This is a genomic window from Proteus columbae (assembly GCF_002777965.1).
Taxonomy (GTDB): Bacteria; Pseudomonadota; Gammaproteobacteria; order Enterobacterales; family Enterobacteriaceae; genus Proteus; species Proteus columbae.
The window spans coordinates 228,649-245,266 of the sequence record NZ_NGVR01000021.1; the positions used below are offsets into that span (position 1 = coordinate 228,649).

The window sequence follows — 16,618 nt, forward strand, 5'->3', positions numbered from 1 at the left end:
ATGAACCATATAGATATAAATAAATTAATAAGTAATTTTCCACTAGTTCGTGAATTAGTGGACTTAAAAGAAGTGGTTTGGTTTAACCCAAAAGTGACCACCACTGACCAGGGACTTCCATATGTTGGTTTAACGCAAGATGACGTAATTGATGCACAAGCACGACTACAACGTTTTGCGCCTTATTTAGCTAAAGCATTTCCAGAAACAGCTGTTACTCAAGGAATTATCGAATCAGAAGTAGTTGATATTCCTAAGATGAAAGTTGCTCTTGAAAAACGTTATAACACATCTATTAGCGGTCAATTGCGTTTGAAAAAGGATAGCCATCTACCTATTTCAGGTTCAATTAAAGCGCGTGGTGGAATTTATGAAGTACTGACTCATGCTGAGAAATTGGCGATTAACGCGGGATTATTAAGTACAGATGATAATTATGAAAAATTATTTTCTGACAAATTCCGTGAATTCTTTAGCCAATATAGCATCGCAGTAGGCTCAACAGGCAACTTAGGTATGTCTATTGGGATCATGAGTGCGAAATTAGGCTTTAGCGTGAGTGTTCATATGTCTGCTGATGCACGTCAGTGGAAGAAAGATAAATTACGTTCTCATGGCGTTAATGTTGTTGAATATGAACAAGATTACAGTATCGCGGTAGAAGAAGGTCGCAAAGAAGCAGAGAAAGATCCTAACTGTTTCTTTATCGATGATGAAAACTCAAAAACATTATTCTTGGGTTACGCGGTAGCGGGATTACGTTTAAAACGCCAATTTGAAGAACAAGGTGTTCGTGTTGATAGTGAACATCCTCTGTTTGTTTATCTGCCTTGTGGTGTTGGTGGTGGTCCTGGTGGTGTTGCTTTTGGGCTAAAACTGGCATTTGGTGATGCCGTACACTGCTTATTTGCAGAGCCAACACACTCACCTTGTATGTTATTGGGTGTTTATACCCAATTACATGAAGGCATCTCTGTACAAGAGATTGGTATCGATAACGTAACTGCGGCTGATGGTCTTGCTGTCGGTCGTGCATCAGGCTTTGTTGGTCGAGCAATGGAGCGTTTAATTGATGGTTATTACACTATTGATGACCAAGAGCTTTATGACTTACTCAGTTTATTAAATAAAGAAGAAGGAATTAAGTTAGAACCTTCGGCTTTAGCCGGAATGACAGGTGCTGTACATGTCACTCAAGCTAAAGATTATCTGCAAGGTTTATCACTGGACAGTCAAAAGATGCAAAATGCGACGCATTTAGTATGGGCGACTGGTGGTGGTATGGTTCCCGCAGATGAAATGCAAAAATATCTCGCTCAAGGAAAATAGAGTGTAGAACGGGGGCTATCAGCTTTTGTTCTGATAGCCTCTCAAAAAATAAAGGGAGTAGTACAAGTATTTCGAATCGTTGTCTAAAACAATAATAGCGTAGCAATGTTACACCAAGTGTTACATCAAACATTCACACCAGGATGTCACACCAGGGGAAAATGTCGTAGTATTATTATAAAAAAGAGGCACCCATTGGGTGCCTCGCTTACTTTATATCTCACTAAATCAGAAAATATTAAAAATCAATTTTGACATTTACCCCATAGTTTCGACCAGGTAATGGGGCTAAGTATTTTAGTTGAGAAGATGCAGGTCTTGCTTCAGTATTGGTGAGATTATTAATAATAAAATCAACTGAAACGTCTAATTTATCAAGCTGATATTTTTTACCAATACCAGCATCGACTAAAGTATAGGAAGGGAAGGTGATGTCTCCTCCATACATTAATCCACCACTCTCTTTCTGTTTTTTATAGTAAGTTGCACTACTAAATGCAGTTAATTCGCCATGCTGGTAATTAAGGCTGATACCATGTTTTTCATTGGGAAGATTAGGCAAATAATTACCCGCAATAAATAGCTTTCTTTTACTTTTATTTTCGACAAAATCCCCGAATAGTGTAAATGTAAGATTATGCTCGTGAGGCATTTCATATAAATACTTAAATTCGTATTCTAATCCTTTTGTTTCGAGATCAGTTTCATCCCATTCCATTACTGTAACGCCACCACGACTGATGCCTGTTAATCGTCTAAATTTAAAATCACTGTAGTCTGTTTTATACAGATTGAGTTTATTCGAAAAATTACCGATCTCAATAACAGACGATAACTCAATACTCTTACTTTTCTCTGTATTAAATTTACTGTTTCCCTGCTCTTCAATTAAATAAGCATAATGTGAGCCATGTGTATAAAGTTCATTAATTTCTGGTGCTCGATAAGAAATATTTTGTTGTAGCTTTAATGTCCATTCATCAATTGGTGTAAAAGATAGGGCTAGTGTATTTGCACTGGTATCAAAATGACGGTTTTGTAAATTAGAACCTTGTCCTCGACCGCTATTATAATTAGCAGGAATATTGAGATGATGTTGAGTATAGCCTTTACGGTATCCAGCCGTGATTTCAAAAGGAGATAAATTTAGCGACTCAACCCAATATATTCCGTACTCTTTGGTTAATACACTTGGTAAATAAGCATCATAACCAGACGTTTTCAGATCACGATAATTACCGTTAACTCCAACAGCACCATTTAACCGATTAAAGAGCGGGGTGTGTGCTGTTTCCAATGCTAGCTGGTGGTTTTTTGTCTCAAATACTGATGATGCAAATTGTCCCACTAGTTCTTCGTCTTTAGATTCAGAATAAGAGTAATAAAAAGCGCTGTCTCTTAAAAAAGGTGTTAAGTGATAATGTTTTCCTTGTATATCTATTCGTCGATTATGGTTTGAAACCGAAACAGGTTTATACATTTCTCGACTTGTTTTTGTGGTGAGATAAGCATATCCCGGTACACCGTAAGAAGTTTGAAAATCAGTAACAGATAAACCTATATAGCCTTCATCTCTAATATAAGAAAGCGATGCATTGCCACTTTGACTTTTTAAAAAGCTATTTGGGATCTCTTTATTGTTATTTTCAACATAATGTTTAGGTGGCGTAACGTGTTCAATAGATGTAGGGCTGCCGGGTTTATATTGTGAATTTGGCTCATTATCGACATAGCCAATACCTGAAAAATAGTCTTTATCTTTAAATGTGTATTTATCGTCTTCACTTAGCTCATATTCAATCTGATATTTTTTCCAAAATTCACTAATATAAGGATAAGCTTCAGGATTACGGCTAGTAAACACTTTCATATCCACTTGGCATTGATCACGTAATGCAAAATGGTTTTTCAGCTGTTGATAATTATAGCAAGCTCCAACTTTAGAATGTGTAGGAATTTTATATCTAGAGACACGTTTAGTTGCTCCAGAAAGATTGAAAATCCAATTTTCTTCATCGCTGAGTTTAATATTTGCAGAACCACCATTACCGTTATTGGTACTTCCATTAAATGTCACAGCACCTGAAATCGCTTTTTCAGGCAACTGTGTCATTATTCGGTCATCCCACAAATGAATAGCGCCACCACTGCTACTGCCACCATAAAGTAGTGCTTCGGAGCTTTTACTAATTGATATTTCATTAATTCTATTCATATCAACAGGAATAGGCATATTCCCACTAATAAATGAAACATCATTAATTGGTAGATTGTTTACTAAAATACCGACTCTATTGCCAGAGAGACTTCGAATAACAGGTCTTGCGGCATTAGGTCCAAAGCCTTCGGCTTGTACACCAGCGACTTTTGCAACGGTATTACCAATCGTATTTGTTTTTATTTGTTCAAGTTGTTTACCTTTTATTTCCTCACGATTATTAAGTAATAAAGAGGAGAACGTCTCTTTGTTTTTTATTAGTGAGCCTTTAACTGTTATTACATCATTTTGAGTTTCTTTTTCTTTGCTTTTATCTTCATTACTTTCTTTTCCATATAAAGGAGATGACAAAAGCATAAGTAAAATAATAGAGAGTTTACTTTTTTTCATGATATTTATATTAGAATGTAAGAGTAGCGCCTAAGATGATATTACGACCCGGTAAATACATTTCATCTTTAATATAAGAGGTGCTGTCTTTTCCTTTTGCATCAAAGATATTATTAATTTTTGCATACAAGGTATAATCAAGTTGGTCTAAATAGCCGTTATATTCACTGCCTAAACTGACTGTATTATAAGATGCGGTTGATGTTTCATATTCGGCCGTTTTGGTTTGTTTTCCAAAATGGTCAATACGAATTTGCCCACTTAGGTTTTCTGTTAAGTGGTGTTTAAGATAAGTACTTAATCGGTAAGGTGGTATTCTTGGTATATTTCCCTTATTGTGTAGTAAATTTGCTCTAACATAATCACCAGAAATACCAATTAAGCTATCTTGGTTATAGTAATAATCAATATTTCCTTCTATCCCTTTAAACTCTGCATCATGTTGCACATATTGTAATGAACGATAGCCATTATTTAATTCAGCTCCCGTAAACTGGCCATAAATATAATTATTAATACGGTTATAATAGGTACTCATATTGAATTGAATATCACCTGTTACTTTAGTTATTCCAATATCAATATTATTTGCAGCCTCAGCCGTTAAATTAGGATCGCCTTTTTCAATAGTTCGACTTGCAGCATGAACACCATTCGCGTAAAGCTCTTCTGCAACAGGTAATCTTTTTGTGTGTGATAGTGATAAATTTAAAAAATAGTCTTGTGTAAAATTCCACGCTAATCCAGCAGAAATAGAAGATGCACTCTGCTTATTGTTTTTTTGAGTTTCTCTATTTAACAGTGATTGCCACTCTTGGCGAAATCCTAATTCATAGCGAAAATCACCTAATTGGTATTCTTCTAATAAAAAGAGTGAGTGATTTTTTGTTTTTGTTGAAGGAACATAAGCCTCTTCTCCATAAGCACTAAAATCACGTTGATTAAATTGCCCGCCAATAACACCATGCCAACCTAAAATAGGTTGATGTGTGAAAGAAAATCTTAATTCATCTCCTTTGTTTTTAAATTGGGTACTAACTTCATGACCTTCTTTTTCATCATGATGATAATCGGTTCTGGCCGCACTGAAACGTACTGATTCAATACCGGCAAATGGGTTACTTTTTTCACCACGAAGATCCCATCGTTTACTCTCCATAATAATGTAGGGAATGCCATGTTCATGTTGTTCATCAGGGTATTCATGATTGTGATGATGATGATGATGACCGACTAAAGGAGGGCTAATTGGGGCGTGATGGTGCTCCTCCTCATGATCATGAAAATGCGTATGACCAGGTAATCCATATCGGCGATGTTGTTCACCATAGCCAATTCCAATATAGCCATCATCAAAGATCCAAGATGCACCGATATTTGCCGATTGGTTATCTTGATAAGAACCTGCTAAACGGCTAGATCCTCCTTGATGTAAAGGTGCGGGTTGTTTGTAATCGCTTTGATAACGTTTAGTACCTTCAATACGCAGAGCTAAATTATCTTCTCCTAATGTTAATCCGGCTGATCCTGTATTTCCTTTAGAAACGGAATCGTATTGATACTGTAATTCGCCCTCGTAGCCTTTTTCAGGCACTGACATAGGAATTTTGCTATCAATAACGTTAATTGCACCACCTATTGAACCGCCTCCATAAAGCAATGTTGCAGGCCCTTTTAACACTTCAATACGCTGGCTTAAAAAGGGTTCACTAGTGATCGCGTGATCTGCACCAATAGATGACACATCCATAAGATCACTACCACTGTGTAATACCTTGACTCGATTTCCTGACATTCCCCGAATAACAGGATGTACTGAACCGCCACCAAAAAAGCTGGCGTGAAAACCCGGCAAAGATGTCAACGTTTCTGCAATAGATGCACTACGATTAGCGCGTAGATCTTCTTGTGTTAAAACCGCAACGGGTATTGCCATTTTTTCTTGTGGTGTCTGTAAAGGTGTTGAATAAACCTTTAAAACCTCATTATTCTGATTTTCCTTTGACTTTATTTCAGGATTTGCATTTGCAAATAAAGAATAACTTATTGAAATAAAAAGAGTTGTGTAACTAAAAATAGATTTTTTCATACCATTTATCCTCCTTTGTTTATAATGTTATAACATAACATTTCGTGAATATTGTAAGTAAGTATAATTATCATTAGCAAGTGATGATTTTTTAAAAACAATAAAAAATTTATAACTTATTGTAATTTGAGAATAAAAATAAATTTCAAATGTAGGAGGATAAATAGGTGAAAAAGGCGTCATAACGACGCCTTGAAGATAAATGATAAAACAGGATGAAACTGTCTATTCTAAAATAAACATGCCATAAGGATGGATTTGCAGATAGTAGCTGTCGCCTACATTAGGTTGAAGCTGAGTCGCATTGACTTGTAATAGCAAGGTTTGATTTTGCCATTCCACTGTCACTTCATATTGAGGTCCCATATAAGCAACATGGACGATTTTGCATTGCTGACAGGCATCGCCTTGCTGAGATAAGGTGATAGCTTCTGGTCTAACACCGACTCTGACTTCTGTTTTAGTCGTATTAAACGTATCTGGTTTTGGTAGGCGATATTGGAAGATATCAACATAATCAGCGCCCAATGTGGCTGGGAATAAGTTTGCATCCCCCATAAAGCTTGCCATAAATTCAGAAGCCGGTTGGCGATAAAGGGTTTGTGGTGAACCTAATTGCATTATCTTCCCTTTATTCATTACTAAAACCATATCAGAAACCGCAAATGCTTCGCTTTGATCATGGGTTACGTAAAGAGAGGTGATATTAAACTGTTGTTGTAACTCGCGAATTTTCTCTCTCATACTACGACGTAAATTGGCATCAAGGTTACTTAATGGCTCATCAAATAAAAGCACTTTGGGCTTTAAAATTAAGGCGCGTGCTAAGGCAACCCGTTGTTGTTGTCCTCCTGATATTTGGTCAACAAAGCGGTCTTCAAATCCTGCCAAGTCCACCAGCTCTAAAGCTTCGCCTACTCGTTGCTTGATTTCGGCTTTAGGTCGACCTAGCATTTTTAAGCCATAGCCAATGTTTTCTCCTAACGACATATGAGGAAAAAGGGCATAAGACTGAAACACCATACAGATATCGCGTTGCTGGATAGAACGATCAGTCACATCTTCGCCATCGATAAAAATTTTGCCTTCTGTCGGTTTTTCTAATCCTGCAACTAAACGTAATACGGTGGTTTTACCGCAACCTGAAGGGCCTAATAATGAAACCATTTTACCTTGTGGAATAGACAGGCTGAGTTCTTCAATCACCGTGTTAGTGCCAAAACGCTTAACGACATTTTTCAGTTCAACGAAATGTTGTTGTGTCATGATTTATACTCCGTATTACTGTGCATTTTTGGCTTTAGAGCGTGAAACACGGGCTTCGCCAATCAAATAGTCAAATAAGAAAATAATTGCCAACATGACGACGATTAAAATCGAGCCATAGGCAATTGCGACACCGTATTCACCATCTTCAACGCGGTTTAAAATATAAGCGGTGGCAACGCGTGTATCTGGTGTAACAAGGAAAACAATGGCACTAACTGTGGTGATTGCACGCACAAAGCTATAAATCAGCGCAGATAAAATAGCAGGGCGTAATAACGGTAACAGCACATAGAAAATGGTTCTCATTGAGTTTGCTCTTAAACTTAGAGAAGCTTCATCAAGAGATTTATCAATTTGTCCTAATCCCGCAATACCCGCACGTATTCCCACAGGCACGTTACGCATTGTCATCGAAATAATGACAATTGCCGCCGTTCCCGTTAAATAGAAAGGCGAGTCGTTAAACGCAAGAATATAAGAGACACCTGCGACAGTTCCTGGTACGGCAAAACAAAGCATGGTTGTGAACTCGATACTTTTTTTACCTTTAAAGTCTTGGCGTACTACGATATAGGCAATTAATAGTCCGAGAATAGCCGTGATCGGCGCTGCAATACCCGCATATAACAAGGTATCTAACAACGAAGGCCATGCACCGTCACTCATTCCTTGACCAAATAATTTGATAAAGTTATCAAGTGTTAAGGTGTAATCAACTCCCCAGTTAACGGTGAAGCTGCCGTAGAAAATACTGCCATAGAGCAGGATATTAAAGACAACCCAAATACCTAAAACAGTAGTCACAAATGCAATCAGTGACGATGGAAGAGGTTGAACATCACCACGATAAGATTTACCTGATACCGTGACGTAAGAGCGTTTACCAATCCACATATACTGCACACAGAACACTAATAGTGAGAAAACTAAGAGTGACGCACCTAATGTACTGGCTGATTGATAATCCAGTTGAGAGCCGGTGATATAGAAGTAAATTTGTGTGGCGATAACGTCAAAGTTGCCCCCTAAAACCAACGGGTTACTAAAGTCAGCAAGAGATTGCACAATCACAATTAAAAACGCATTGGCTAACGCTGGCTTAAGTAACGGCATAAAGACGTTAAAGAAGGTTTGGTAGCGGTTGGCTCTTAAAGTGTAAGACGCTTCTTCTAATGAAGGATGAATGGTTTTAATGGCGCCATCTAAAATCATAAATGACATAGGGGTAAAGGCGAGCACTTGAGCTAACCAAATCCCCGTAAAGCCATATAGCCAGTTGGTGTTTTCAAGGCCGGCATAAGTGGCGAGAAACTCCGTCACATAACCTGAACGCCCCATCATTAATGTCACCCCTAAACCGACAACAAAAGGTGGCGTAACAATAGGTAAGATAGAAAATACACGACCAATAATGGCAGAGCGTACCGCAATACGAGATGTATAAATTGCCAGAATTAAACCAAAGAAAGTACAGCCTATCCCTACTGCAATAGAAAGCACAATAGAGTTGAGCATCACTTGCACAATATGCGCTTGGCTTAAAATAGCGATAAACTCAAATGGTGCAAAATTACCTGCGCTATCTTTAAACATAGGAATAAAAATAGCGATACTAGGGAAGATAATAAAGGCACCGATAAGAGCAACAACGGTTATCAAGGAGCCGATAACAAAGCTATCACCGCCTAGCCATTCAAGGCGTGTTAAGGCTGTTTTCATGATCATTCCCAGAGAAATAAAGAGGATGATCGCAGAATAACCTAAGCCACGTCCTTCAAGGGTTGCACTGACTATCGTAATAAATGCACAAAATAGGGCAAAACCCGCGTCAAAATAGTGGCGAGAGCGATTTTCACGTTTAGGAGCAGTTAATGGGCGAAATAGCAGTAAGCTAGGCAATAAAAACCAGAGCCAACTGATATTGACACTACTCCAGCCATAAGAGGTGAGTAATTCATCTGCTGTTGAGTCTAAAAGACCGTAATCAAGGCTCCATGATGGCAGCAAAGCAAATGCCATCCATGCAATTAGGATCCATAAAAATATGGGATCCCGCCTCTTTTTTTCAGGTAAAGCGAGTGTGTGAGACATAAATCCCCCGAGAGTAAATGTATTTATTATTATGAGAAAAAGAGAGCGAGAGGTTATCTCGCTCTGTTAATGAGCTATTTACCCATTTTTACTTCGGTAACCCACTTATTAATCAGCTCTTTACGTACTTCACTATCGCCATATTTATCCATGTCGTAGTTAATGAGTTTTAAGTCTGATAATTTCAGTGCCATTGGTGAAGATTCAGCCGAGGTATTTGTCAGAATTTGGTAAGATTTACCTTCTTTCCAGCTAATTTCCTGAGCTTCTTTTGAAAGTGTCCAATCTACGAATAATTTTGCGTTATCCATATTGCGGGCATTTTTAATGATACTGACACCACCGATTTCATAGCCTGTACCTTCACAAGGCGATATCAATTCAAGTGGAGCGCCATTTTCGACTTCTAATGAGTAATCATGTAGGAAACCAATACCAATGGCAGCTTCACCACGGGCTGCATTTCGTGCCGGAGCAATACCTGATTTGGTGTATTGAGAGATATTTGTATTGATTTTCTTTAGATAATCAAAGGCTTGTTCAGTGCCCCATAATTGATCAAAGGTTGCCAGTGCAGTGTAAGCCGTTCCTGAACTTTGTGGATCGGCAATTTGAATTTCACCTTTATATTCAGGCTTAATTAAATCTTTCCAGCATGTTGGAATGGCAATGCCTTTTTCTTTTAAGCGATCTTTATTGACGCCAAAACCTAAAATACCAACATAAACCGCAGAAGAGTAGTTACCTTTGCGTTTAGCGGGATCACGAAATTGTGGCATGATTTGATCGAGATTAGGAGAAACATAAGGCTCTAACAGATCCATTTCACCCGCTTGTGAGTGAGGATCCATTGTACCGCCATACCAAACGTCAGCTTGTGGATTACGTTTTTCAGCTTCGATTTTGGCTAAAGTACTACCAGAACCATTACGAACGAAGGTAGTTTTAACATCATACTTTTCGGCAAAGGCTTTTGTTTCAGCTTCACACATCGCATTTGTTGCACTACAGTAAACCACTAAGCGACCAGCTGCATTTGTTGATAAGCTAACCGCAGAAAGAGCCAAACCAGCAGCAACGAGTGTAGAGAGGGTTTTCAATTTCATGTTCAGAACCTTTTAAATGTGTCGTCATCGGAAAATGAAAGTGGGCCAACTAAATGCTCTTGTTTGCTAACATCAGCAATCAACAATGGCATTAGTAAGAGTCCCATTAAGGCCGCAGCACTGGTTAATAATGCAAACATCCCAGTCCAACCATAATGCGCCATGACCTGACTTAATGGCCAACCTGCCATTGCCGCCCCTAAATAGGCAAACAATCCCAAGTAGCCAGTTACCGTACCTGCTGCGTTTTTATGGCAATATTCTGTTGCAGCAAGCCCGATTAACATCTGTGGTCCGAACACAAAAAAACCGATACTAAAAAAACAGGCTGCGAGCAAAGCATAATGATGAATTGGAATTAACCAAAGTGCTGTTACTGCGGTAAAAAGTCCGAGTGAAAACAGCAATATCATTGGTGCTCGTTGGCCACGGAATAATAAATCCGAGCCCCAGCCTGAACATAACGCCCCGAGTAAGCCACCTACTTCAAACAAAGAGAGAATGGCATTTGCACTTAATAAATTGGCGCCATGTGTCTCTGATAACCAGATATTTCCCCAATCGTTAATCGCCATACGTATGAGATAAACCAAAATATAGGAAAAACCCAGTAACCAAATCATTCGGTTAAATAAAATGCTTTCTTTCAAAATAGTTAGCATGGGTTTAGGAGGAGATGCCTGCTCTTGACGTAATTCAAAAACATCGCGCCGCCACACACCCACAGTCGGAAGTCCTTCCTCTGCGGGTGTTCCTTTTAATCGTACACACAACCATAGCCCGATGATGATGCCGATAATCCCGGGGACAAGCAGTGCGACTTGCCAACTATAATGCGTCGCTAGCCACGCAGTTAAAATGGGAAGACTCATCCCGCCAAGGTTGATTGAGATATTCCATAATCCCCACCAGAAACCGCGCTCATTGCGTGAATACCAGTGTGTTAACAACCTTGCACAGGGTGGCCATCCAAAGCCTTGAAAGAAACCATTTAGTGCCCAGACCAAAAGCAGTGCAGGAAACGAAAGACAATAGGCAAAGATAATATTCATAATGCCCGTCATCACTAATCCCACACCCATAAACCAGCGGTATCCCCATTTGTCATGGAAAACACCAGAAACAAATTTAGATAAACCGTAAGTGAGATAAAAAAGGCTGGCTATCCAACCGATATCCCCTTTATCTAAATTCAATTCAACTTGCATAACGGGCATAACAAAGTTGACGCTTTTACGTGTGAGATAGAAAGTGGCATAACCGATAATCATCGACAGCATTAAATTTTTGCGCCAAAAGTTATAGGTCTTATTTATTGATGCCGAATTTTTACCTGACATAACATCCTCTTTGATGTTGCAAATGTAAAAAAAATGTCGCGAAAAAGAATGAGATAAGGTTGTAGATGACTAAGACTTATTCTTAGTTTTCACTGTTTTCTTTTGAATTTGTGGGTAAGTTAACAATTATTTTCGTACCGTGATGATTAATCACTTCCCATTCTCCGCCTAAAGCGCGAATGCGTTCTTCTATGCCTCGTAATCCAAAGCCACTGCTTTGTTGTGCAGATAATGAAGCTGGTAACATACCAACACCATTATCACTAATAATTAGCCGTAAACGGTTTTGGTTTTGAGTCAGTGAGATTTGGATATAGGTTGCATTAGCATGCTTACTAATGTTGTTTAATAGCTCTTGTACTAAACGGTAGAGGGTAAAAATAATGGTTTCGTTTTCAGGCTCTTTGTCTAACGAGTAATTAAAATTACAAGTAATGCCGTTGTCATCAAAAGCAAATTCATTGATTAAATGATGAAGGGCTTTTTCAAGCGACATTTCCTCTAAAACAGGAGGGCGTAATTGTCGGAGTAGCTGACGTGTAGATTGGTGAATTTGCAGTGCAAGCCGTTCGATTTGTTCCCCTGTTTGGCGAGTTTTATCGTTATCAGCCATCTTTTTTACTAACATAGATTGAATTTGGATGGCTGTAATATTTTGTCCAATTTCATCATGTAATTCACGGGCAATGGCTTTTTTTACATCTTCTTCAGTGTGAACCAATTGCTCCATTAATTCGCGTCGAGCTTGGAGTTCTTGCTCTAAGCGTAAGCGATAATGACGTAAATTATGGGCTAATTGCTGTTGGCGGCTTATTGCTATCCCTAAACCAATGCCAATAATAGCTTGCGTAGTTAAAAACATTTCTAACTCACGTAAGTCATTAAATGCGTCATTCACTTGGCGAGCAAACGTAATGATCAAACTGCCCAATATTGCGGATAATACGCCGCCTTGCCAGCCATATCGATACGCCATAAAGACATTAGGGATAAAAACTAGAATAACTAATAAGCGTTCTATCTCGGGTGTTAAGAAAAACTGTGCACTTAGTCCGATAAGGCAAAATAGAAATCCCCACATGAGTAAGGACGTTCTTAATGGCGGATCGAGCGTGCCGTCAGAGACTAAAGCGCGACTTTGTAATTCGCGTAGATATTCATAAAGTAAAAAAACAAAAGGGGCGAGTAATATGCCACCAGTAACGGATGTCAGGAAAATACCGCTGGTGGTATTAATCACAAAACCAAGAATAAAGGCTTGTAGCAGGCTATTAAAGCCAACAGCACCAATTAATAGGGTTAAGCGTTGCCAATAAAGAGGATATCGCCACCAAATACGCTGAACTTCTAGCGCGACAACTAGGCTTAGTATTGGTGAGAGATAAATAATAGCGTGAGTAATTAATTGCTCTTGCGCTAACCAGTAATAAAGCCCCCATTCGGCAAATAACATCGGTAGCCAAAAGCGACGCCAAAGTAAAATTATTAGGGCTAATCGTAGACCTTGAGGTAAGAAAAGAGCAGCTTGTTGCCCGTTTTGACTTAAATAGAATCCAATCACCCAAAGTGATAGCCAAAGTAACGAGTAGGTGAGTAATAAAAAGAGGGATTGAAGAAGAAAACGCAGTCCTCTTTTCATTTTACAATGAGCCTGTGATCAACTGATTTTTTAAGGCGAAATGAACTAAATCGATGGTTGTCTCACAGCCTAATTTACCTAGTACATTGGCGCGATGAACATGAACTGTCTTATGGCTAAGATTAAGTTGTACCGCAATTGTTTTTACATTAACACCTTGAATTAAAAGATTAAAAACCTCTTTTTCACGGGGCGTTAAAGTATGTAATGCATCTTCTTTTTCAGGTGTTTGTCGCAATGCTTTCATCGCATCAGAACAAAGATAACAGCCACCTTGATGTACAGCACGTACAGCTTGTACTAGCTCTTCAGGGCCACAACGTTTGGTTAAATAACCGCGAGCACCAGAGTCTAGCGCACTTTGAACAAAGGCAGGGGTATCATAAATACTTAAAATAATAGTCCGAAAATCAGGGCGCTTTTGTTTTAAGCGGCTTTGGAGTTGTAGACCACTTTCGCCGGGCATAGAGAGATCCATCACGGCAACATCAATATCGTCATGTGCTAAATAAGGCCATGCTTCTTGCCCATTAGAATATTCACCAACGATATGAATATCGGGTTCTAACATTAAGAGTTGTGCAAAGCCAGAACGCACAACAATGTGATCATCTACTAAAGCAACTTTTATCATAATTTTTTATTAGTCAGGGAGTAGTCAGATAATGCTTATATGATTTATAACAAGCTACAGGAAGATAAGCGAGGAAAAAGGGATAAGAAACCTGATTTTGAATCTTATATCTCGTTTTTATCGAGGTGAATCGTGACAAGCAAATAATAGCAATAGGTTATTTATTGTTCTTGCTATTGTTTCCCATAAGCAGGGAACCTCTGCCTATGGGATGTCAGTCATATTTTATTGATTATGCAACTTGAACCGGCACTGCTTTTGCAATACGTTTCATCTCGTTGTTATCTTCAAAATAAGCAATATTAGGTTTATGGCTACGCGCATCACTATCAGGAATTTGCACATAAGAGCAAATAATTAAGCGATCGCCAACGGCGGCACGGCGCGCTGCTGCTCCATTGACTGAAATAATCCGAGAGCCTCTTTCTGCACAAATGGCATAAGTTGAAAAGCGCTCACCATTATCAACGTTATAAATATCAATCGCTTCATTTTCAAGAATGCCTGCGGCATCCATAAAATCCTGATCAATCGCGCAAGAGCCTTCGTAGTGAAGATCAGCTTGCGTGACTTTTACGCGATGAAGTTTGCCTTGTAACATAGTGCGTAGCATTGTTGTGTTTCCTATTTTTTTAATAATGAATATTAAACAAGGTTAACTTGCTGGTTATCAATCAAGCGCGTATTACCCAGCCATGCAGCCATTAAAATGACGGCTCGCTGGCTCTCTTCATTTAATGGTGTGAGTGTATCTGCATCACAAATAAAGCACTCATCTGCACGAAAACCTTGCTGCTCTAAGGTGTTTTTTGCATTTTGCAGTAGCTGATTAACATCATGATTACCTGACTTTAATTGTTCTGCAATTTCTTGCATCGCTTGATAAAGTGCAGGGGCTTGTTGTTTTTCGTTATCAGATAATAGGCGATTGCGCGAACTGAGCGCTAAACCATTTTTGTCACGTACGATAGCAACAGGAACGATGCTGATATCCATACATAAATCGCTTACCATCTTTTTGATAATTTGCAGTTGTTGAAAGTCTTTTTCACCAAACATCGCAACATCAGGTTGTACAAGGTTAAAAAGCTTACTGACAACTGTTGTGACACCACGGAAATGACCAGGGCGGCTTGCACCTTCTAATACGCTAGACAATACAGGTACATCAACAGTGGTTTGATTTTCCATACCGTGTGGATACATCTCTTTCGCTGAAGGCGCAAAGATAATATCAACATGTTTATCACGCAGTAACTCGCAATCTTCTTGTAAAGTACGAGGATAATTTGCTAAATCCGCTTCTCTATCAAATTGAAGTGGGTTAACAAAAATAGATGTGATCACAACATCTGCGTGAATACGCGCCTCTTCAATTAATTTTAGGTGACCTTCATGCAGATTACCCATCGTTGGAACCAATGCAATGCGTTTACCTTCTTGCTTTAATCGCTTGATTTCTCTGCGTAAGATAAGCGTAGTTTCAATAATTAGCACGGCGTGACTCCTTTAAACAATATTGATAATTAAGATAATAAATCAGTTAAATGAATGTTTTTCTTCGGGAAACAGGCCTTGTTCAACTTGTTGAACATAAAGACTAACTGCACCTTTTAAGGAGCCTGCTTCTTGTAAAAAGTCTTTTGAAAACTTAGGTGCTTGAGGTGTTAAGCCTAATAAATCATGCATAACAAGAATTTGCCCGTCAGTGACATTACCTGCACCAATACCAATAACCGGCATTGTTAATGCGTCTGTAATCGCTTTTGCCAAAGTAACAGGAACACATTCCAATACCGCCAATTGAGCACCCGCATTTTCAAGGGCAATAGCATCTTGCTTCAATTGCTCTGCTTCATCGTGCTCTCTGCCTTGGACTTTATAACCCCCAAAAACGTTGACAGATTGTGGTGTTAGACCTAAATGAATACAGACAGGAACCGCACGCTCAGCGAGCATTTTAACGGTAGGAATTAACCAACTTCCACCTTCAATCTTCACCATATTAGCCCCAGCTTGCATCAGAATGCCGGCATTAAGACAAGCTTGCTCAGGGGTGGAATAAGACATAAACGGCATATCTGCAATCAAGAAAGCATTAGGCGCCCCCGCTCTTACACAACGAGTGTGATAGGCAATTTGCTCAACGGTGACAGGCAAGGTGCTGTTATGACCTTGTAGTGTCATACCCAATGAATCACCAATCAGCATAGCTTGAATACCTTCTTGTGCAAAAAGGCGAGCAAAACTTGCATCATAAGCGGTGATTGTGGCGAATTTTTTCTTTTCTTGTTTATAGCGGTTCAGCGTTGAAAGCGTAGTGGGTTTCATTGTAACAAACTCCATTATTGTCGTTTTTTGTGTGTAGATAAAATTAATCACTTCACATAATTATTTGTTTATTAAAGAAAATGTTAGATTATCAAAATAAAGCCGCTTTCGATTGTAGCATTTAAGGACTAAAAACGAAGAAAAAGTAATTAAATGAGTAATGAAAATTAACAAATGATAAT

The 16,618-nt window shown here is 38.8% G+C and carries 12 protein-coding genes; 1 reads left to right on the top strand and 11 read right to left on the bottom strand.

Annotated elements, in window-relative coordinates:
* Window positions 1–1,329 carry a D-serine ammonia-lyase gene (locus CBE70_RS10470; protein ID WP_100159299.1) on the top strand — a complete coding sequence of 443 codons (1,329 nt, stop codon included), beginning with the start codon at window positions 1–3 and terminating at the stop codon, window positions 1,327–1,329.
* Window positions 1,330–1,567: 238 nt separating this feature from the next.
* Here CBE70_RS10470 and CBE70_RS10475 read toward each other — a convergent pair whose 3' ends face one another.
* From CBE70_RS10475 to panB, 11 genes are all read right to left on the bottom strand, one after another.
* Window positions 1,568–3,937 carry a TonB-dependent receptor domain-containing protein gene (locus CBE70_RS10475; protein ID WP_100159300.1) on the bottom strand — a complete coding sequence of 790 codons (2,370 nt, stop codon included), beginning with the start codon at window positions 3,935–3,937 and terminating at the stop codon, window positions 1,568–1,570.
* A 10-nt stretch (window positions 3,938–3,947) separates the two neighbouring features.
* Window positions 3,948–6,026, bottom strand: coding sequence for a TonB-dependent receptor domain-containing protein (locus CBE70_RS10480; RefSeq protein WP_100159301.1), 2,079 nt, complete (start codon window positions 6,024–6,026; stop codon window positions 3,948–3,950).
* 225 nt (window positions 6,027–6,251) lie between these two features.
* The gene (gene fbpC / locus CBE70_RS10485) at window positions 6,252–7,292 is read right to left on the bottom strand and encodes a ferric ABC transporter ATP-binding protein (RefSeq protein ID WP_100159302.1); all 1,041 of its coding nucleotides are present in this window, start codon (window positions 7,290–7,292) and stop codon (window positions 6,252–6,254) included.
* 15 nt (window positions 7,293–7,307) lie between these two features.
* A complete protein-coding gene (locus tag CBE70_RS10490; RefSeq protein ID WP_100159303.1) occupies window positions 7,308–9,386 on the bottom strand; it encodes an ABC transporter permease in 2,079 nt (692 codons plus the stop codon).
* 74 nt (window positions 9,387–9,460) lie between these two features.
* On the bottom strand, window positions 9,461–10,492 hold the full coding sequence (locus tag CBE70_RS10495) for an ABC transporter substrate-binding protein (protein ID WP_069368510.1): 1,032 nt from the start codon (window positions 10,490–10,492) through the stop codon (window positions 9,461–9,463).
* A gap of 2 nt (window positions 10,493–10,494) precedes the next feature.
* A complete protein-coding gene (uhpC, locus tag CBE70_RS10500) occupies window positions 10,495–11,847 on the bottom strand; it encodes an MFS transporter family glucose-6-phosphate receptor UhpC (RefSeq protein WP_269800200.1) in 1,353 nt (450 codons plus the stop codon).
* Between the two features lie 67 nt (window positions 11,848–11,914).
* Complete coding sequence (locus CBE70_RS10505) at window positions 11,915–13,471, bottom strand: MASE1 domain-containing sensor histidine kinase (protein WP_100159305.1); 1,557 nt, start codon at window positions 13,469–13,471, stop codon at window positions 11,915–11,917.
* A gap of 1 nt (window position 13,472) precedes the next feature.
* On the bottom strand, window positions 13,473–14,105 hold the full coding sequence (locus CBE70_RS10510; RefSeq protein ID WP_100159306.1) for a response regulator transcription factor: 633 nt from the start codon (window positions 14,103–14,105) through the stop codon (window positions 13,473–13,475).
* A gap of 232 nt (window positions 14,106–14,337) precedes the next feature.
* A complete protein-coding gene (gene panD / locus CBE70_RS10515; protein WP_064719124.1) occupies window positions 14,338–14,718 on the bottom strand; it encodes an aspartate 1-decarboxylase in 381 nt (126 codons plus the stop codon).
* A gap of 32 nt (window positions 14,719–14,750) precedes the next feature.
* Window positions 14,751–15,602: a pantoate--beta-alanine ligase gene (gene panC, locus CBE70_RS10520; RefSeq protein WP_100159307.1), complete on the bottom strand. Its 852-nt coding sequence runs from the start codon at window positions 15,600–15,602 to the stop codon at window positions 14,751–14,753.
* A gap of 42 nt (window positions 15,603–15,644) precedes the next feature.
* Window positions 15,645–16,436: a 3-methyl-2-oxobutanoate hydroxymethyltransferase gene (panB, locus tag CBE70_RS10525; RefSeq protein WP_100159308.1), complete on the bottom strand. Its 792-nt coding sequence runs from the start codon at window positions 16,434–16,436 to the stop codon at window positions 15,645–15,647.
* Window positions 16,437–16,618 lie beyond the last annotated feature (182 nt).

Coding starts and splice junctions, on each gene's coding strand:
- CBE70_RS10470 (WP_100159299.1), top strand. CDS start 1: ATGAACCATATAGATATAAATAAATTAATAAGTAATTTTCCACTAGTT.
- panD (WP_064719124.1), bottom strand. CDS start 14,718: ATGCTACGCACTATGTTACAAGGCAAACTTCATCGCGTAAAAGTCACG.
- CBE70_RS10490 (WP_100159303.1), bottom strand. CDS start 9,386: ATGTCTCACACACTCGCTTTACCTGAAAAAAAGAGGCGGGATCCCATA.
- CBE70_RS10495 (WP_069368510.1), bottom strand. CDS start 10,492: ATGAAATTGAAAACCCTCTCTACACTCGTTGCTGCTGGTTTGGCTCTT.
- CBE70_RS10475 (WP_100159300.1), bottom strand. CDS start 3,937: ATGAAAAAAAGTAAACTCTCTATTATTTTACTTATGCTTTTGTCATCT.
- fbpC (WP_100159302.1), bottom strand. CDS start 7,292: ATGACACAACAACATTTCGTTGAACTGAAAAATGTCGTTAAGCGTTTT.
- panB (WP_100159308.1), bottom strand. CDS start 16,436: ATGAAACCCACTACGCTTTCAACGCTGAACCGCTATAAACAAGAAAAG.
- CBE70_RS10510 (WP_100159306.1), bottom strand. CDS start 14,105: ATGATAAAAGTTGCTTTAGTAGATGATCACATTGTTGTGCGTTCTGGC.
- CBE70_RS10480 (WP_100159301.1), bottom strand. CDS start 6,026: ATGAAAAAATCTATTTTTAGTTACACAACTCTTTTTATTTCAATAAGT.
- CBE70_RS10505 (WP_100159305.1), bottom strand. CDS start 13,471: ATGAAAAGAGGACTGCGTTTTCTTCTTCAATCCCTCTTTTTATTACTC.